Annotated in this window: 19 protein-coding genes and 1 riboswitch; of the genes, 11 read left to right on the top strand and 8 right to left on the bottom strand. The window is 65.4% G+C overall.

From position 1 onward, the window contains the following. Positions 1–73 precede the first annotated feature (73 nt). Together EP380_RS06695 and EP380_RS06690 are read left to right on the top strand one after the other, a co-directional pair. The gene (locus tag EP380_RS06695; protein ID WP_127597593.1) at positions 74–1,162 is read left to right on the top strand and encodes a multicopper oxidase domain-containing protein; all 1,089 of its coding nucleotides are present in this window, start codon (positions 74–76) and stop codon (positions 1,160–1,162) included. After that, complete coding sequence (locus EP380_RS06690) at positions 1,162–2,301, top strand: ZIP family metal transporter (protein WP_127597591.1); 1,140 nt, start codon at positions 1,162–1,164, stop codon at positions 2,299–2,301. The genes EP380_RS06695 and EP380_RS06690 overlap by 1 nt, the downstream gene beginning before the upstream one ends. Positions 2,302–2,304: 3 nt before the next feature. Here EP380_RS06690 and metW read toward each other — a convergent pair whose 3' ends face one another. Together metW and metX are read right to left on the bottom strand one after the other, a co-directional pair. Beyond that, on the bottom strand, positions 2,305–2,919 hold the full coding sequence (gene metW, locus EP380_RS06685; RefSeq protein ID WP_127597588.1) for a methionine biosynthesis protein MetW: 615 nt from the start codon (positions 2,917–2,919) through the stop codon (positions 2,305–2,307). Continuing rightward, complete coding sequence (metX, locus tag EP380_RS06680; protein ID WP_127597586.1) at positions 2,916–4,097, bottom strand: homoserine O-acetyltransferase MetX; 1,182 nt, start codon at positions 4,095–4,097, stop codon at positions 2,916–2,918. Before metX ends, metW begins: the two co-directional genes overlap by 4 nt. 72 nt (positions 4,098–4,169) lie before the next feature. Continuing rightward, a riboswitch (SAM riboswitch) is annotated at positions 4,170–4,247 on the bottom strand. Positions 4,248–4,326: 79 nt separating this feature from the next. Here metX and hisC point away from each other — a divergent pair. Together hisC and EP380_RS06670 are read left to right on the top strand one after the other, a co-directional pair. Next, positions 4,327–5,427 carry a histidinol-phosphate transaminase gene (gene hisC, locus EP380_RS06675; protein WP_106573636.1) on the top strand — a complete coding sequence of 367 codons (1,101 nt, stop codon included), beginning with the start codon at positions 4,327–4,329 and terminating at the stop codon, positions 5,425–5,427. Between the two features lie 3 nt (positions 5,428–5,430). Further along, positions 5,431–6,396, top strand: coding sequence for a prephenate/arogenate dehydrogenase family protein (locus EP380_RS06670; RefSeq protein ID WP_199190560.1), 966 nt, complete (start codon positions 5,431–5,433; stop codon positions 6,394–6,396). Here the strand turns inward: EP380_RS06670 and EP380_RS06665 are convergent. Further along, positions 6,389–7,381 (bottom strand): DUF2125 domain-containing protein, encoded by a 993-nt coding sequence (locus tag EP380_RS06665; RefSeq protein WP_164749784.1) that lies wholly within the window; start codon positions 7,379–7,381, stop codon positions 6,389–6,391. The genes EP380_RS06670 and EP380_RS06665 overlap by 8 nt on opposite strands. A 69-nt stretch (positions 7,382–7,450) precedes the next feature. Here EP380_RS06665 and EP380_RS06660 point away from each other — a divergent pair, with 69 nt between their 5' ends. Then, positions 7,451–7,966: a gamma-glutamylcyclotransferase gene (locus EP380_RS06660; protein ID WP_106573638.1), complete on the top strand. Its 516-nt coding sequence runs from the start codon at positions 7,451–7,453 to the stop codon at positions 7,964–7,966. A 65-nt stretch (positions 7,967–8,031) separates the two neighbouring features. On the opposite strand, the gene EP380_RS06655 is transcribed toward EP380_RS06660, so the two are convergent. The 4 genes from EP380_RS06655 to ftsE form a co-directional block, all read right to left on the bottom strand. After that, on the bottom strand, positions 8,032–8,838 hold the full coding sequence (locus tag EP380_RS06655; RefSeq protein ID WP_127597582.1) for a lysophospholipid acyltransferase family protein: 807 nt from the start codon (positions 8,836–8,838) through the stop codon (positions 8,032–8,034). A gap of 117 nt (positions 8,839–8,955) precedes the next feature. Then, entirely contained in the window at positions 8,956–9,651 is a 696-nt protein-coding gene (locus tag EP380_RS06650) for a YdcF family protein (RefSeq protein ID WP_106573640.1), read from the bottom strand. Positions 9,652–9,763: 112 nt separating this feature from the next. Continuing rightward, positions 9,764–10,732, bottom strand: a complete 969-nt coding sequence (locus EP380_RS06645) for a cell division protein FtsX (protein ID WP_106573641.1) — start codon at positions 10,730–10,732, stop codon at positions 9,764–9,766. Next, complete coding sequence (ftsE, locus tag EP380_RS06640) at positions 10,725–11,384, bottom strand: cell division ATP-binding protein FtsE (protein WP_106573642.1); 660 nt, start codon at positions 11,382–11,384, stop codon at positions 10,725–10,727. Before ftsE ends, EP380_RS06645 begins: the two co-directional genes overlap by 8 nt. A 179-nt stretch (positions 11,385–11,563) precedes the next feature. Between ftsE and EP380_RS06635 the strand changes: the two genes are divergently transcribed. The 6 genes from EP380_RS06635 (at position 11,564) to EP380_RS06610 (ending at position 16,854) form a co-directional block, all read left to right on the top strand. Then, on the top strand, positions 11,564–12,211 hold the full coding sequence (locus tag EP380_RS06635; RefSeq protein WP_127597580.1) for a hypothetical protein: 648 nt from the start codon (positions 11,564–11,566) through the stop codon (positions 12,209–12,211). After that, positions 12,211–12,759 (top strand): hypoxanthine phosphoribosyltransferase, encoded by a 549-nt coding sequence (gene hpt / locus EP380_RS06630; RefSeq protein WP_106573644.1) that lies wholly within the window; start codon positions 12,211–12,213, stop codon positions 12,757–12,759. The genes EP380_RS06635 and hpt overlap by 1 nt, the downstream gene beginning before the upstream one ends. Positions 12,760–12,805: 46 nt before the next feature. Further along, positions 12,806–13,168 carry a response regulator gene (locus EP380_RS06625; protein ID WP_106573645.1) on the top strand — a complete coding sequence of 121 codons (363 nt, stop codon included), beginning with the start codon at positions 12,806–12,808 and terminating at the stop codon, positions 13,166–13,168. 114 nt (positions 13,169–13,282) lie between these two features. Continuing rightward, the gene (gene pncB, locus EP380_RS06620; protein ID WP_127597578.1) at positions 13,283–14,587 is read left to right on the top strand and encodes a nicotinate phosphoribosyltransferase; all 1,305 of its coding nucleotides are present in this window, start codon (positions 13,283–13,285) and stop codon (positions 14,585–14,587) included. 214 nt (positions 14,588–14,801) lie between these two features. Next, positions 14,802–15,899, top strand: a complete 1,098-nt coding sequence (locus EP380_RS06615) for a GGDEF domain-containing protein (RefSeq protein WP_238719763.1) — start codon at positions 14,802–14,804, stop codon at positions 15,897–15,899. A 226-nt stretch (positions 15,900–16,125) separates the two neighbouring features. Then, positions 16,126–16,854: a GGDEF domain-containing protein gene (locus tag EP380_RS06610; protein WP_158264450.1), complete on the top strand. Its 729-nt coding sequence runs from the start codon at positions 16,126–16,128 to the stop codon at positions 16,852–16,854. 56 nt (positions 16,855–16,910) lie between these two features. On the opposite strand, the gene EP380_RS06605 is transcribed toward EP380_RS06610, so the two are convergent. Further along, positions 16,911–17,786: a 3-hydroxybutyryl-CoA dehydrogenase gene (locus EP380_RS06605; RefSeq protein WP_106573648.1), complete on the bottom strand. Its 876-nt coding sequence runs from the start codon at positions 17,784–17,786 to the stop codon at positions 16,911–16,913. Positions 17,787–17,960 lie beyond the last annotated feature (174 nt).

Here is a 17,960-nt window from a genome sequence, read left to right as displayed (position 1 = left end):
GCGTCCGATCCGCTTGCGCCCTCGCACGGCGCGTGTTATCAGTAATGCGAAGCATTTGCAAAAAGGATCAGGCATGGGTTTGGGGCCGTTCGCACGCATTCCCAGACGAGGCCTGCTGCGGGGCGGGGCCATGCTGGCGGGGATGGCCTTCGGGGTCGAGCGTTCGGCGGCGGGCGGCCGCGGCGGCGATGATGCGTCCGCCGCGGGGCACGACATGGCCGGCCGGCATGGTCGCAATCGCGTCGTCGGAACGGTGGACGCCGACCGCAACGGCTTCGATCCGATGGATTTCCTGACCGAGTTCGATACCGGTATCATCACCACCGAGCCTGACGGGCGGCAGGTGCGCGAGTGGACGATCACCGCCGTCGACCGCGAGGTGGAGATCGCGCCCGGCGTGTTCTTTCCCGCATGGACCTATAATGGCCGGATCCCGGGGCCGACCCTTCGCTGCACGGAGGGCGAGCGTCTGCGCATCCGCTTCCTCAACGCCGGCTCGCACCCGCACACCATGCATTTCCATGGCATCCATTCGGCGCGCATGGACGGCGTGCCCGGTGCGGGCGAGATCAGGCCGGGCGAGGCGTTCACCTATGAATTCGCGGCCGAACCGTTCGGCTGCCATCTCTACCACTGCCACTCGATCCCGCTCAAACGCCACATCCACAAGGGGCTTTACGGCGCCTTCATCGTCGATCCCGACCCGGACCGGCACCCGCTAGCGCGCGAGGACGCCGCGTCGCGAAGGCTGGGCACGCCACAGAACGCATCCTGGCAGGAGCTGGTGATGGTGATGAACGGCTTCGACACCAATTTCGACGACGAGAACGAATTCTACGCCGTCAACACCATTCCGTTTGCCTATTTCGACAGGCCGATCCGGATCGACAGATCGAGACCGATCCGCATCTATCTGATCAACATCACCGAATTCGATCCGATCAATTCGCTGCACGTGCATGCGAATTTTTTCGACTATTACGATCACGGCACCACGCTGACGCCGACCCATCGCCGGATCGATACCGTCATGCAGTGCCAGGCGCAGCGCGGTATCGTCGAGCTCAGCTTCGCCAATCACGAACCCGGCCTCTACATGTTCCATGCCCATCAGACCGAGTTTGCGGAGCTCGGCTGGATGAGCCATTTCGAGGTGGTGTGATGGTCCGTTTCGTCTGGCTGGCGCTTCCGCTTCTGATCCTTGCCGCGATCGTTGCCTATGTGCTGGGCGCGCGTCCGCTCGACCGGATCGGCGCCGCCGCGCCGCCTGTCGAACAGGTCGTGGTGGAAGGCACGCGCCTGCGCCCTGGCGTGATCGAACTCGGCATTCGCGCCGACGGGTCGCAGCCGATCGTCATCGCCCAGGTCCAGGTCGACAGGGCCTATCGCGCCTTCGACATCAAGCCGGCCGGACCTGTCGGACGTCTTGACGGCGCCCGGGTCACGATTCCCTATCCATGGATCGGGGGCGAGGCGCATCATGTCGTGCTGGTGACCTCGACCGGGGCGACGTTCGAGCACACGGTCGAGGTCGCCCAGGCCACGCCGGAGCTCGATGCCGGCTCGCTGTGGCAGCTTGCCGTGATCGGGCTCCTGCTCGGTGTGGCGCCGGTGGCAACCGGCATGCTGGCCTTTCCCGCCATGCGCGGATTGTCCGCCGGCACGTTCGATTTCCTGCTGGCGCTGACCGTCGGGCTGTTGGCCTATCTTTTCCTCGACACGCTGGGCGAGGGGCTGGAGGCCGGTTCGGCCTCGCTGGAGCGTCTGCGCGGCCAGACGGCGGTGTGGGTGGCGGCGGCGTTGACGGCGCTGGGCCTGTTCGTGGCCGGGCGCTGGCGCGGCGCCGCGCCGCAGGGCGCCGCGCTCGCCGGTTTCATCGCGCTGGGCATCGGGCTGCACAATCTGGGCGAAGGCCTGGCGGTGGGCGGCGCGCTTTCGGCCGGCGCCGGCGCCTTGGCGACCTTCCTCGTCGTCGGCTTCATCATTCACAACGTGACTGAGGGCATCGGCATCGCGGCTCCGCTCGTGCGCGCAACGCCGCCCTTGTCGTTGTTCGTCCTGCTTGCCGGGCTCGCCGGCCTGCCCGCGGTCGCCGGCGTTTGGGCCGGAACGCAGGCCCCAAGTCCCTATTGGCTGGCTTTGTGTTTCGGCGTCGGGGCCGGCGCGATCTTCCAGGTAATGGTCGAGGTGACGGCGCTGACGGTGAGAAAGAGCGGCTTCGTCGCGCTGGGCGGCTTGAATTATGCCGGCGGCGTCGCCGCCGGCCTGCTGGTCATGTACGCGACCGCCTTGCTGGTGTGAGCGTTATTTCCTCAGCAGGAAGACCGCCTGCTGACCGAAGAAATTCCAGAACCACCATGGCATCGAGACGCCGATCTTCTGGCCGTTGTCGTTGAGCGCGGTGGCGCTCTCCACGGTGGCACCGATCTCCTCGCACAGATTGACGAAGTCGCGGATCGTGCAGAAATGGATGTTGGGCGTGTCGTACCAGCTATAGGCCAGGTCGCGGGTGACCGGCATGCGTCCGCGCAAGAGCAGCGACAGGCGCACGCGCCAATGGCCGAAATTGGGAAACGAGACGATGGCACGCCGTCCGATCCGCAGCAACTGCTCCAGCACCTCCTTGGGATTGCGCGTGGCCTGCAGGGTCTGCGACAGGATGACGTAGTCGAAACCCTGGTCGGGATAGTAGCTCAGGTCGGTATCGGCATCGCCCTGGATGACCGAAAGGCCGCGGGCGACGCATTCGTTGACGCCGCGCTGTGATATCTCGATGCCGCGACCGTCGATCTGCTTGTCGGTGATCAAAAGGTCGAGCAGCGCGCCGTCGCCGCATCCAATGTCGAGCACGCGGGCGCGCGGTTCGATCAGGCCGGCGACCATTGCAAAATCGACCCGTGCGTCGTGGTTCACGCTCACGATGCGTTCTCCAGCCCGCGTGCGCGCGCGGCCGAATCCAGGAAGCCGCCGACCGCTGCGAAAAACTCCGGCTCCTCGAGCAGGAATGCGTCGTGGCCGCGATCGGTCTCGATCTCGACGAAGGAGACCGAGGCGCCGGCGGCGTTGAGCGCGCGCACGACGGCACGGCTTTCCGCGGTCGGAAACAGCCAATCCGAGGTGAAGGAAACCAGGCAGAAACGGGTTTCGGTCTTGCGGAAGGCGTCGGCCAGCCGACCGCCGCGATCGGCGGCGAGATCGAAATAGTCCATCGCCCGGGTCATGTAGAGATAGGAATTGGCGTCGAAGCGGTCGACGAAGGTCATGCCCTGGTGGCGCAGATAGCTCTCGATCTGGAAGTCGGCGTCGAAGCCGAAGGTCAGGGTCTCGCGGTCCTGCAGGTTGCGGCCGAATTTGCGGTGCAGGGCGGCTTCCGACAGATAGGTGATGTGGGCGGCCATGCGCGCCACGGCGAGGCCCTTTTCCGGCCGGCGCCCCTCTTCGATATACCGTCCGCCGCACCATTCGGGATCGGCCATGACCGCCTGGCGGCCGACCTCGTGAAAGGCGATGTTCTGGGCGGAATGGCGCGCGCCGGCCGCGATCGGCAGCGCGGTGAACACCCGCTCGGGATAGCTCGCCGCCCATTCCAGAACCTGCATGCCTCCCATCGAGCCGCCGATGACGGAGAACAGCCGGTCGATGCCGAGTTCGTCGACCAGCATCGTCTGGGCGCGCACCATGTCGCCGATGGTGATGATCGGCAGGTCGAGGCCGTAGGCGCGGCCGGTTTCGGGGTTGAGCGAGGCGGGACCGGTGGAGCCCAGGCAGCCGCCGATGACGTTGGAGCAGATCACGAAGAAGCGGTCGGTGTCGATCACCTTGCCCGGGCCGACCAGGCTTTCCCACCAGCCCGGCTTGCCGGTGATGGGATTGCGGCTGGCCACGTACTGGTCGCCGGTCAGCGCGTGGCAGATCAGGATGGCGTTGCTGCGGGCCGGGTTGAGCGCGCCGTAGGTCTCGTAGGCGATCTGGAACGGCGATAATATCTTGCCTGAATCGAGCGACAACGGCCTGTCGGGGCCGAAGCGGACCACGCGGCTCGACGGGTCGGTCGCCTCGTTGGTTGCCTTCAGCTTTCGGGCACGCCGTGCCGCCATCCACATCACCTCATGCGGCCGGCCTGGCTGGGAAGCACAAAAAAACCGGCATTGCGCGCTCGCAAAGCCGGTTACCTGATGCAAACGGCCCTTTAGCGACTTGTTTTACGTGGCTGCAAGCCGACCGGCCAAATCACCACGGGAAGCCGGTTATAATCTTGCGCTAGCCTTTGCGTCAACGGCAAAGCTTTGCTAGTCGGAAGGCGATCATCCGCGAAGGAATCCCGCCATGAGCCTGCCCGTCCGCCCAGAGCCGAAGCCCGGCATCATGGATATCGCCGCCTATGTGCCCGGCAAAAGCGCGGCGCCGGCCGGGGTAGCGAAGGTGCACAAGCTGTCGTCGAACGAAAACCCGCTCGGCGCATCGCCCAGGGCGGTCGAGGCCGTGCGCTCGGTCGCCGCCTCGCTCGAGTTCTATCCTGACGGCGCGGCGAGCAGGCTGCGCGAGGCGATCGCGGAGGTGCACGGGCTCAACCCGGACAACATCCTGTGCACCAACGGCTCCGACGAGGCGCTCGGCCTGTTGGCGCAGGCCTATCTGCAGCCGGGCGACGAAGGTATTTTCACCGAGCATGGCTTTCTCGTCTACCGGATCTACATCCAGGCGGCCGGTGCCGTGCCGGTGGTGGTGAAGGAAACCGACGAGGCGGCCGATGTCGATGCGATCCTGGCCGCGGTGACCGACAGGACCCGGATCGTCTTTCTGGCCAATCCCAACAATCCGACCGGCACCTATGTGCCGTTCGAGGAGGTACGGCGCCTGCATGCGGGGCTGCCGAAAAACGTGCTTCTGGTGCTCGACGCGGCCTATGCCGAATATGTGCGCCGCAACGACTACGAGACCGGCATCGAACTCGTGTCCTCGTGCGACAACGTGGTCATGACCCGCACCTTCTCCAAGGCGTACGGGCTCGGCGGGGCGCGTATCGGCTGGCTCTACGCGCCAGCGCATGTGATTGCCGCGCTCAACCGCATTCGCGGCCCGTTCAACGTCAACGCGGTGGCGATCGAGGCCGGCGTGGCGGCGATCCGCGACCGCGACCATGTCGAAAAATCGGTCGCGCATAACGACCGGTGGCTGCCTTGGCTGACGGAGGAACTGACAGGGCTCGGCCTCAGGGTCACGCCGAGCATCGGCAATTTCATCCTGATCCATTTCCCCGACGAGCGCCGCTCGGCGGCGTTGGCCGACGAGTATCTGACGGCGCGCGGTTATATATTGCGCCGTGTCGCCGGTTATGGATTCCCGAATGCGCTCAGAATGACGATCGGCACGGAAGAAGCCAACCGGGGTGTGGTCGCCGCGCTCTCGGATTTCCTGAAAGACTGAACCATGTCCGATCCGATGTTCGATCGCGTTGCCCTGGTGGGCATCGGCCTGATTGGCTCGTCGCTTGCCCATGTGATCCGCCGCGAAGGGCTTGCGGGCACGGTCGTGGTCTCGACACGCTCTGCGGCGACCCTCGAACGGGCCGAGGAACTCGGCCTGGGGGACGCCTATGAAGGCGACCCGGCAAAGGCGGTCGAAAATGCCGATCTCGTCATCGTGTCGGTGCCGGTCGGCGCGTCCGGCGCGGTGGCGGGCGCGATCGCGCCCGCGCTCAAGGCCGGGGCGATCGTCACCGATGTCGGCTCGACCAAGGGGTCGGTCGTCAGCCAGATGGCGCCGGAATTGCCGTCCTCGGTCCATTTCATCCCCGGCCATCCGATCGCCGGCACGGAACGGTCGGGGCCGGATGCCGGTTTCGCCGACCTGTTCGACGGGCGCTGGTGCATCCTCACGCCACTGCCAAACACCGATCCCGACGCGCTCGCGCGGCTATCCGGTTTCTGGGAGGCGTGCGGCTCGAAGGTGGACGTGATGGACCCCGCCCATCACGACATGGTGCTCGCCATCGTCTCGCACCTGCCGCATATCATCGCCTACAACATCGTCGGCACCGCCGACGACCTGGAAGCGGTGACCAAGTCGGAGGTGATCAAATATTCGGCGTCCGGTTTTCGCGATTTCACCCGCCTGGCCGCGTCCGACCCGACCATGTGGCGCGACGTGTGCCTGCACAATCGCGAGGCCATTTTGGAGATGCTGGCGCGGTTTTCCGAAGATCTGTCGGCATTGCAGCGGGCGATCCGTTGGGGCGACGGCGACAAGCTGTTCGACCTGTTCACCCATACGCGGGCGGTGCGGCGCTCGATCATCGAGGCCGGCCAGGACATCGACGTGCCCGATTTCGGCCGCCACGTCGTCGCCCATCCGACCCGCGATGCCAAGGAGCCGGAAAACTCGGGCTCTAGTTGAGCGGCGGCACCCGGCCGAGCGTGATGAAGGCGATCCGCGCCTGTCCCTTCGTGACGGTCAGCGGCAGGCTGGGATTGTCGCCGAGAGCGGCGAGCCCGGCCGCCACCGAGCGGATCTGATTGCCGTTTTCCGGCATGATTTCTGCCAAAAGCGTGGCAATTTTTTGCGGATTTTGCGCTGAAAGCTGCAATTTTGCGTCAATAAATCCGTCCATATCGACAGAAAATGGGCCGGAAAGCGCGAAACCGGCCTGATCTGCCAGGGTAATGGCGAGATCGCGAATGACGAGGCTGATGCCGCGCAGGCTTTGCGGCCGCTCCATGGCGAGCCGCACGCCGTCGGCGATGGTGAAATCGGCCTGGAACCGATCCGCGCGTATCTCGCGGCCGAGTTGCGGCGGAAAGGCCGAGATCGTCTCGGCGCTGACTGCAAGATCCAGATCGGCGCCATTGCGGCGCGTATGGGCCTCGGCGCGGGCGGCCTCGAACAGGATCGAGGCGATGCGGTTTTCCGGCGTCGCGTCGAGTTCGACCTGGCGGGCGGTCACCGAGGCGCGCGCCGGCACGGGCTCGGCAAGCCTCGCGCTGAAACGGATATCGCGGGCGCTGGCGCCGAGGGGATTGGGCGCGCCGAAAAGATCGAGGCGGACCGTGTCCAGTTCGCCGACGACCTGGGCGGGATCGTAGACCTGCGCGGCCGAGCGCAGCCCGGCGGCGCTGACGGCGAAACGGCCCTCGGCGTCCGCGATGGCGGCTTCGGTGCAGAACAGCCCGATGCGGAACGGATAGCCGCGTGCCTGGCGCCGTTCGCAGCTCGCTTCCGCGCCGCGCGCGCTCATGCGCTCAAGCCAGGTGTCGGTTGCCTGCTCCAGCGTGCCGGCGGCGTAATACCAGCCGCCCGTGTAGAGCGCGAGCGCGGCGACGATCGCCGTTGCGAGCCAGACGAACCGGCGACTGCTCCCGCCTTTGCGTTTACTTGACGTCACGCCTTCGGCCTCGCTACCCATCGTGCCGCCGGTCGTTCCCGGCGCATTTCTTCAGATTGGCTTGGCGATATGGGCGATTTTTGGGTGTTTGGCTACGGTTCGCTGATGTGGCGGCCCGGATTTGCCCATGTGGAAACCCAGCGCGCGCGCCTGCACGGCTACCGTCGGGCGCTGTGCGTGCGGTCTTTCGTGCATCGCGGCACGCCGGCGCGGCCGGGGCTGGTGCTGGGGCTCGACCGCGGCGGATCGTGTATCGGGCTCGCCTTTCGGGTGCCGGGCGACCTGCGCCAGGAGGTGCTCGACTATTTGCGCGCTCGCGAACTCGTCACCCATGTCTATCTGGAGCGCGTGCTGCCGGTCACTTTTGCCTCCGGCGCGCGCGGCGAGGCGCTGTGTTACGTCGTCGACCGCGCGCACGATCAATATGCCGGGCGGCTCGACGCCGCGCACGCGGCCGCGGCGGTGTGCGGCGCCGTCGGCCAGTCGGGCCCGAACGAGGATTACGTCCTCAACACGGTCGAGCATCTGGAAGCGCTCGGCATTCGCGATCATTGGCTGGAGGAGGTCGCGCGGCGGATCCGGTGAAGCCGGCGCGGGTTCTGCCGGGCTCCCAGGTGGATCAGCCGATTTCGGCGACGATGGCGGCGCCGTCAGGCCGGCACGGAGGAGGGCAGCTCGACCCCCAGCCGCTCCAGCCGCTTGCGGGCGGTCTCGGGCAAGGGTGGCGCGTCGGGCGCGCTGGCGGCCTCCACCAGCAAGTCGTCGACGGCCTGCTCGGTCGCCGAAACCAGGCGCCGCATGAACTCCTCCTTGCTCAGGCCGGTGGGGATCGGCTCGAGGAAGCGCGCCTTGATCGTGCCGGGATAGCGCAGGAACTTGCGCCGCGGCCAATAAAGGCCGGCGACATGGGCGACCGGGACGACCGGCAGGCCCAGTTCGGTATAAAGCTCGACGATGCCCCATTTGTAGGCCGGGTCGTCACCGGGCGCGCGGCGGGTGCCTTCGGGATAGATGATCAATTGGCGCGGATTGCGTGCCAGTTCGGCCTTGGTCAGCCGGATCACCGATTTGAGCGCCTTGGAGCGGCTGCCCCGGTCGACCGGGATCATGCGCATCTTCAGGATGTACCAGCCGAAGAACGGGATCCAGGTCAGCTCGCGCTTCAGAATGTAGAGCGGATCGCGCAGATAGGGAAAGAAGGCGATCGTGTCCCAGAAGGACTGGTGTTTCGGCGCCAGGATGAAGGAGCCCTCGGGCAGGTTCTCCACCCCGGCGATCTCGCTGCGCGTGCCGGCGATGGCGTTGTAGAGCCACAGGCTGGTGCGCGACCAGAATTTCGGCACGAACCAGGCCAGATGGCGCGGCGCCAGAAAGTAAAACGGGGTCCAGACGATCATCTGGACGATCAGATTGGCATAAAAGGCGACGTTGAACGTCAGCGAGCGAATCACTGTCATGAAGCGTGTCCGGCGTCCCGTGGCGATCCCGGTTGTGGGTCTTGCCTTCTAGGTATCATCGGCCATCGCACAGGAAAACCGCGGATTGCGCGTCCGAACGCCGTGGCGGCCGTTTGCTCAGCGCCGGGCGAGGTCGCTTGGTGACGTCGCTGCGTCGCCGCCATTGCCATACGGCCAGGCGCCGCGGGCCAGAGCGCCGAGATATTTGACATATTCGGTAAAAAGCACCCGCAAGGCGTCCGGCTTGGTCAGCAGAACGCCGTCCTTGGCGTTGCCGGCGATCACCGGATAGGGAAGCAGCGCCGTTTCGGCCAGCAGGCGGCGCATTTCCAGCAGGCTGCGGGGCATGTGGTAATTGTTGGTGACCACGATGACCGTCTTATAGGCGTGGGCGCGGATCCACTTGGCGCTCTCGGCGGCATTGCCGACGGTGTCGAGCGCCAGCCGGTCGATATCGACGCAGCACGAAAACAGCGCTTCCTCGGCGCCGGTGGCACGTCGCAGATCGCCGGCGCGCGCGACCGGGTTGACGCCGGAGATCAACAGGCGTTGTCCCTTGCCCGCCTTGAGAAGGTCGACCGCCGCGTTGAGGCGGAAATGGCCGCCGGTCAGGACGACGATCGCGTCGGCGTCCGGCGGATCGGCCGGCGTCGTCATCAGGCTCACCTGATTGGCGAACCAGGCGAAACCGCCGATGAAGACCAGCGCGACGAGCACGCCCGCGGCCATGCCGGCGCGGCCGGCGCGGCCACGCCCTTCCGTGTGCCTGTCGCGCGCGGAATGCGGTTCGGTTTCGCGGGGCGCATCTGCCATTATGGTTGCTTAGCGCCGAATTGCGGCAGGCGGTAGATGCGGCGCCGGTGCTGCGACACTTTTCATTCCGCGCCGTCGCGTGCCGGGACCCGGCCGCCAGTGGGTCTTGCGCTCACAAATGGTCGGTGGTGCCAACGTCTACCCCGTTGAGATGGGCGACCACGGTCGCGTGGGAGGTTGCCGCCGTCAACGCGGCGACCAGGATAACCACCACCCCAACTCCGAGATAGCCGGTCATGCCGATGGCAAAATTCCCGAACAGCGCAGTCGCCTGGTCGGCCTCGGGCGTGGCCATGTTGCGTCCCGACCACCAGCCGAACAGGATGAAGACGACGATCGCGGCGAGGCCGCCGGCGGCGGCACCCTTGATGCCGGTCAACAGGAAATGCCGACGGAACTGGGAGGCGATGAAGCGGGCCTCGGCGCCGACATAATGCAGCACCTCGATGACGTGTCCGTTGCCGGCCATCGCGCCGCGGGTGGCGAAAATCACGGTCAGGACCGTTGCCGACAACATCAGGATCAGGACCGTGAAACCGATCGTCACGGTGGTTCTGGCCATCGAGACCAGGCGGTCGACCCAATTGCGATGGTCGTCGAGGCTGGCGTTGGGCACCTGTTTGCGGATCGCCTCGCGCATGGCGACGAAATCGGGCGGCGCGGCCTCGTCGATCGTCACAATGACCAGGCGCGGTACCGGCAGTTCGTCGAGGTCGAGCCCGGTGCCGAGCCAGGGTTCGAGCAGGCGCGCGGTGGCGGCGCTGTCGACGACGGTTGCCGCGCGCACGCCGGCGAAGGTTTCTGCGATCGTCCTGGCGGCATCGAGTGCGGCCTCCATGTCGAGATCGTCGCGGGGACGGATCTGGATCGTCGCCTCGCGGGCGATCTGGCTTTGCCAGACGCTGGCCGTGTCGCGCACCAGCGTGACCGCGCCCACGGTGAGGCAGGCCAAAAAGGTCATGATTGCGATCACGGCGATCAGGGCGTGCCCGGCAACGGTCTGGGCGGGCACGATCGGCGCCATGCGGCGGCGCCTGCCGCTGCCCGGGCGGACCAGGGATTTGAGCGTGGAGTCAGTCATGGACCGCCAGCCTGCCGTCGGCGAGCACCAGGCGGCGCGCGTCGACCTGGTCCATCAAGGACAGGTCGTGCGTGGCGATGAGGACGGCGGTTCCGGACCGGTTGAGCTCGATGAACAGGCGCAGCAGCCGCCGGGCGAGTGGCGGGTCGACATTGCCGGTCGGCTCGTCGGCGAGCAGGATGTCGGGCTGCTCGATCAGCGCACGGGCGATCGCGGCGCGCTGCTTTTCGCCGCCCGACAGGATCGGCGGGTGCGCATTCAGGCGCTCGCCCAGACCGACCCATTTGAGCAGTTCGGTCACGTCGCCGCGATAGCTCGCCTCCTCACGGCCGCGCACGCGCAGCGGCAGGGCGACGTTCTCATAGGTCGTCATGTGCTCCAGAAGGCGAAAATCCTGGAAGACGACGCCGATCTTGCGGCGGATATGCGGCAGCTCGTCGCGCCGAATCAGTGCCCGATCCTTGCCGAACACCTTGATCAGGCCGCGGGTCGGCGCCAGCGACAAGAAAAGCAGGCGCAACAAGGTGGTCTTGCCGGCCCCCGACGGTCCGCTGAGAAACTGGAACGAGCGCTTGGGGATCTGAAAGGAGATGTCGCGCAGGATTTCCGGCCCCATCCCATAACGCAAGCCAACATTTTCGAAATGAATCACTGTCCTAAGCGGCCCCGGCTGCTTCGATATCCGTCGATTGCGGCGGACCTTGGTTTTCCATGGTTAACGGACGGTAAACTTCCGACCCTGTCACGCCGCCTCTGTGCCATCCGGCAGCAAATCATTAACCAATTCCCTTTACCCCGTGTCAGGGTTTTGCAAAAGGACGGCGCCCTTCCATGGTCGATGCAGCGAACGTCCGCCCGGTCTCGGGCGAAATCATGGCGGGCGGGCGCTCCAAGGCGGCACGGACCGATTTCGGTGGCGAGATCGTTGATGCCGACTATATCACGCTCGGCCGTGCGTCCACGTCATCCGATCTCTCTCGTCCCACGCCGAGGGCCGCGCCCGGCTCGGCGGCGATGTCGGGCATGGATATGCTCAAGAGCAATGGCCCGCGCCCGTCCGGTCCGAAAGGCCAACGCGCCGGCCCGTTGTTTTGGGTGCTCGGATCCGTGGCCGCGCTGGCGGCGTTCTGGATCTCGGGCGGACATGCGCTGCGCGGTGCCCTGCTTCCCGCCACGCCGGTGAACGCGGTCGAGGCCATGCGGTTGGTGGCGCTGCGCTCGCATGTCGACACAAGCGGCGTGCGCGGGATCGTGCATGTCGACGGCGCCGTTGCCAATAACGGCGCCTCTGTCGAACAGGTTCCGCGCCTGGCCATCGAGGTCAGGGGTGACGGCGGCGCCCTCACCCGCTACATACTCGATCCGGGACAGGCCCGGATCGGACCCGGGACACGGTTTCCCTTTTCCAGCCGCGTCAACGCGCCCCAGGGCGGCGTTGCCGGCGTGTCGGTGAGCATGATCAAGGGGGATGGCGGCTGATGCCGGTTGTACGCGGCAAGGAAATCGAGGTTCTGTTCAGCGCATCGACGATCGCGCGGCGCAATCTCGAACTGGCCAAAGAGATCGCGGGGCGCGATTATAAAGACCTTTTGGTCATCTCGATCCTGAAGGGCTCCTTCATCTTCGCCGCCGATCTCATTCGGGCGATGCATGACGCGGGCAGTTCGCCCGAGGTCGAGTTCATCTTCATCTCCAGCTACGGTGCCGGCACCGTCAGCGGCGAGGTCAAGGTGCTGCGCGATATCGACAACGATGTTAGCGGCCGCGACATCCTGCTGATCGACGACATTCTGGAATCGGGCAAGACGCTGAAATTCACGCGCGACCTGATGGTCTCGCGCGGCGCGCGCAGCGTCTCGATCGCGGTTCTTCTGGACAAGCACACCCGCCGGCAGACCGAGCTCAACGCCGACTATGTCGGGTTCGAATGTCCGGACTATTTCGTCGTCGGATACGGCATGGATGTCGCGCACGCCTTCCGTGAGCTGCCTTTCGTGGGCGTTGTGAAAGGGGATGCGGCCGGTTGAGGCGGTTTTGCAGAAAACCGGAACGAGACCGGGCATTATCGGGCGAATGGCTAGAATCCTGATTGTCGAAGATGACGAACCGGTGCGCGCCCTGGCGGCGCGGGCGCTGGCGCGCGATGGCCACAGCGTGGAGACGGCCGAGGACGGCGAGGCGGGCCTGGCGCTGATCCGCGAAGCTGGCGGCGGTTTCGACCTGGTCGTGTCCGACATCCGCATGCCGGGCATGGACGGGATCGCCATGGCCCAAGCCGCGGTGCAGGACTATCCCGGGCTCAAGATCATGCTCGTGACGGGCTACGCGGACCAGCGCGAACGGGCGGCGGGCCTGGACAAGGTGATCGTCGACGTGGTGCAGAAGCCGTTCACGCTGTCCCAGATCCGCGAGAAGGTGCGCGAGCATCTCGGCTGAGCGCGGCGGACCGGTTTCAGGCCGACCCGGCGGTTTGCTTGCCGCGCGCGATAATTTCATCCTAGACCACCGCGCCGTTGCCGGCGACGGCCGGGGCGAAACGGGAAGGGCACGATGACCAAGACCGACATTGCCAAGCGCGTCTACGATCATACGTGGAAGCTCGATCCCGTCATCCGCAGCCTGCTCGACACGGATTTCTACAAGCTGTTGATGCTGCAGATGATCTGGGGGCTCTATCCGCAGGTCGACGCCACCTTTTCGCTGATCAACCGGACCAAGGCGGTGCGGCTCGCCGACGAAATCGACATCGCCGAATTGCGCGACCAGCTCGACCATGCGCGCAGCCTGCGGTTTTCCAAGAAGGAGATGATCTGGCTTGCCGGCAACACCTTCTATGGCAGCAAGCAGATATTCAGGCCCGACTTTCTGGCATGGCTGAGCACGTTTCAATTGCCCGAATACGAGCTGGCGCGCCGCGACGGACGCTTCGAGCTGCGCTTTCACGGCCGCTGGACGGAAACCAGCATGTGGGAAATCCCCGCGCTGGCGATCATCAACGAATTACGCTCGCGCGCCACGATGCGGTCGATGGGACCGTTTTCGCTCGACGTTCTGTATGCGCGGGCGAAGGCCAAGGTGTGGTCCAAGGTCGAGCGGCTGCGCAAGCTGCCGGATCTGCGCATCTCCGACTTCGGAACCCGGCGCCGGCATTCCTTCCTGTGGCAGCGCTGGTGCGTCGAGGCGCTGAAGGAGGGGCTGGGCGATGCGCTGACGGGCACCAGCAACGTCAAGCTGGCCATGGATACCGATCTGGAGGCGCTCGGCACCAACGCGCACGAGCTGCCGATGGTGCTGGCCGCGCTGGCGCCCGACGACGAGGCCCTTTTGGAGGCGCCCTATCAGGTGCTGCGCGACTGGAACCAGTATTATGGCGGCAACCTGCTGATCGTGCTGCCCGACACGTTCGGAACCGAATCCTTCCTGCGCGGCGCGCCGGACTGGGTGGCGGACTGGACCGGTTTCCGACCGGACAGCGCGCCGGCGATCGAGGGCGGCGAAAAGATCATTTCGTGGTGGAAGGCGCGCGGCCGCGACCCGCGCGAGAAGCTGCTGATCTTTTCCGACGGCCTCGACGTCGACACGATCGAGAAGGCCTATCATCATTTTCACGGCCGGGTGCGCATGGCGTTCGGCTGGGGCACCAACCTGACCAACGATTTCGAGGGCTGCGCGCCGGTCGAGATCGACAGTCTCAACGCGATCTCGATCGTCTGCAAGGTCAGCCATGCCAATGGCCGGCCAGCAGTCAAGCTGTCGGACAACCCCGAAAAAGCCACCGGCGCGCCCGAAGAGATCCAGCGCTATCTTACGCTGTTCGGCGAGACCGGGCGCGTTGCCAAGCCGGTCAAAGTCTAGGCCCGTTTCCGAACTTGCATCAATTTGTGACGAATTGTCCGGGTTTAACGGACAATTAGCGCGATTGGCTTACCTGTACGTCAGGCTGATCTCAGATATGGGTGGGACTTCCATTGAAGGGCGACGGGTCGATAGCGTTCAGGGGTGATTGCGGTGCGCCGGTCGTGGAGCGTTTCGGCCACAAAGTTCGACCGCGGCCGACGGGGGGGTGCGTATGAACATGCAGCTTTCGAACACTACGGGTAGCGGCAACACTCCGGCCGGACCGGCCGGCGACGTCGCCGCCAAGATCGCCTTGGCCATGCGCGCGATGGGGGTGGTGGGGTTGCCGCGCAACTACGAAATTTTCTACGAGGTGTTCGCCGGCGCCAACCCCGAACTCAACGCGGATCTGGGCAAGCTCGGCAACCGGCCGCGCCAGGACGACCTCGATCGCCTCAGCGTCAAATATTTCGCCCAGGCGAACAATCAGCTTTTCGTTGAGGATATTCGCAACCATCTCTCCGACAAGGTCGAGGAGGTGATGAAGCTGTTCGAGAAGGAGCGGGTGCAGCTCGAGCGCTACGGTTCGATCCTCAACCAGACCTCGGACGGGCTGCACAAGCGCAATCTGGTCACCCAGGAAATCCTGCACCGTATCTCGAGCATCATGTCGGCCGCCACCGACACCAAGATCGAGCAGGGCAAGCAGATCGTCTCGTCGATCGAGGACAAGTCCGCCGAGCTGGAGGACGTGAAGTCGAAGCTCGAAGAATACAAGAAGCTTGCCGACACCGACCCGCTGACCCAGCTTTTCAACCGCCGCGCCTTCGACAGGGCGATGGCGCAGATCTACGACGACAAGAAACGGGTGCTCTACAGTTGCCTGGTGATCGTCGACATCGACCGGTTCAAGCAGATCAACGACCGTTTCGGCCATCCGGTCGGCGACAAGATCATCCAGCACATCGCCAGCGTGGTTCGCTCGGCCGTGCCGGAGGGCATCATGGTTGCGCGCACGGGCGGCGAGGAATTCGCCGCGATCGTGGAGGGCATGGGCGAGGACCAGGCGGCCGAGGTCGGCGAGAGCGTGCGCAAAATGGTCGAAAAACTGGCCGCGACCAATAACGGGGCGGGGCTTGCCAGCGGCTCGATCACCGTGTCGGTGGGAATTTGCATGGCCACGCAGGCCGAAAGCGCCGACGATCTCTACGTCAAGGCCGACCGCGCCCTTTACGTCTCGAAGGCGAACGGGCGCAATCGCTGTACCCGGTTTTCGGAACTGCCCGACATGAAATCCGCCAAGGGCTGGCGCATCTACAGCCGCGACTGACGCCGTTCGACCGGGCGCCGTCGGACGCGGTTGCGACATCATCGTAAACGTTGGGTATGCGTTGGGCGGCGAATGCCGCCGATTTTCCTAACCCGGTCTTTAAGAGCCGCGGGCTACCTTCTCGTGTCGTGATGAGGGGGGGTCATCAATGGCTGATGCGTTGAGGCGGCATTTTGGTCGGGCTGTGTCCCGGTTGGGCCGGTCCGGTCTCTTGCGGTGGACGTTGGTGGGCACGGCGTGGTGCCTGTTCGTCTCGCTGGGCTACAATGCCGTCGCGGCGGCCGGGATCGGCGAGGAGGCGTTTCGCAGCGGCTTGCCTGTCGCGGCGCTGCTGCTGCTCGTGCTGGCGGGGCCGGTTTTGTTGTTTCTCGGCTACAGGCTGCGCGAATTGGGGCGCGCCAACCGGAAACTGGGTCTGGTCGCTTCGACCGACAGCCTGACGGCCTGCCTCAACCGCGGGGCGTTTTCGACACGGGTCGACGAAAGCCTGACCGATGCCGGACGCGGCAACCAGCGTATCAAAGGCGCCTTGCTGGTGATCGACGCCGACCATTTCAAGTCGATCAACGACAGTTACGGCCACGATCTCGGCGACGAGGCCCTCAGGACGATCGCCGCGGCGATCCGCGGCCAGGTGCGCAAGGACGATCTCGTGGGCCGGCTCGGCGGTGAGGAGTTCGGGGTTTTCTTGCCGGGCGCCTCACAGGAGAACGCGGTCGGCGTGGCCGAGCGCATTCGTCGCAGCATCAGCGAAGTGTCGTTCCGGCCGATGGGCAAGCCGCATCGTTTGACCGTCAGCGTCGGCGGCGTCAGCTTCGAGGATCAGCTCGGCTTCGCGGACTTGTTCCGGATCGCGGACCGGCGGCTCTACCAGGCCAAGAACGGCGGCCGCAACCGGATCGAACTCACCCATATCCAGGCCTACGGCATCAACGACCTGGCGGCCGTGCACTGATCACCGGCCGGCAGGCGCGCGCCGGCCCGGCGTTGGCGCGGCGCGGTCCGCCCGCCTCAGCGGGTGGGAACGGGGTGGTCGCCGCGATAGTCGTAGAAACCGCGCCCGGCCTTGCGCCCCAGCCATCCCGCCTCGACATATTTGACCAGCAGCGGGCAGGGCCGGTATTTCGAATCGGCCAGCCCGTCATAAAGCACCTGCATGATCGACAGACAGGTGTCGAGGCCGATGAAATCGGCGAGCTGCAGCGGACCCATCGGGTGGTTGGCGCCGAGTTTCATGGCCGTGTCGATCGCTTCCACCGAGCCGACGCCCTCGTAAAGCGTGTAGATCGCCTCGTTGATCATCGGCAGCAGAATGCGGTTGACGATGAAGGCGGGAAAATCCTCGGCGACGGTGATCGTCTTGTCGAGGCTGCTCACGAAGGCTTTCGCCGTCTCGAAGGTGCTGTCCTCGGTGGCGATGCCGCGAACCAGCTCGACCAGCTTCATCACCGGGACCGGGTTCATGAAGTGAATGCCGATGAAACGCTCCGGCCTGTCCGTCTGGGCGGCCAGGCGGGTGATCGAGATCGAAGAGGTGTTGGTGGCCAGCAGCGCCTCGGGGTTGAGAAGCGGGCAAAGCTGGGCGAAAATCTTGCGCTTGATGGTTTCGTCCTCGGTCGCCGCCTCGATCACGAGGTCGGCGCCGGCGAGATCCTCAAGCGTGGCCGCGCCCGAGATGCGGGCGAGCGCGTCGGCGCGCACCTTGTCGTCGAATTTTCCGGACGAGACCTGCCGCGCCATGTGGCCGTTGATCGTCGCGATGCCGTTTTCGACCTGCTCCTCGGAGAGATCGTACAAAAGCACCTGGTAGCCGGCGAGGGCGCAGACATGCGCGATGCCGCCTCCCATCTGTCCGGCGCCGATGATGCCGACGGTCTGGATTGTCATCTTGCTCTACCCATGGAAAGCGGTTGCGCCCAAATTGTGCAGTCGCGAAAAATAGAAGCCGGGGTGGATTTCGTCCACCCCGGCCTTTTCCTGCCGCCGCCGCTGCGCGCTTTGGTCTCAGAGCGCTTTCTGAAGCTCTGGGATTGCTGTGAAGAGGTCTTGGACGAGGCCGTA

It is taken from the genome of Nitratireductor alexandrii (assembly GCF_004000215.1).
Taxonomy (GTDB): Bacteria; Pseudomonadota; Alphaproteobacteria; order Rhizobiales; family Rhizobiaceae; genus Mangrovimarina; species Mangrovimarina alexandrii.
This window is presented reverse-complemented; position numbering and strand designations above follow the sequence as displayed.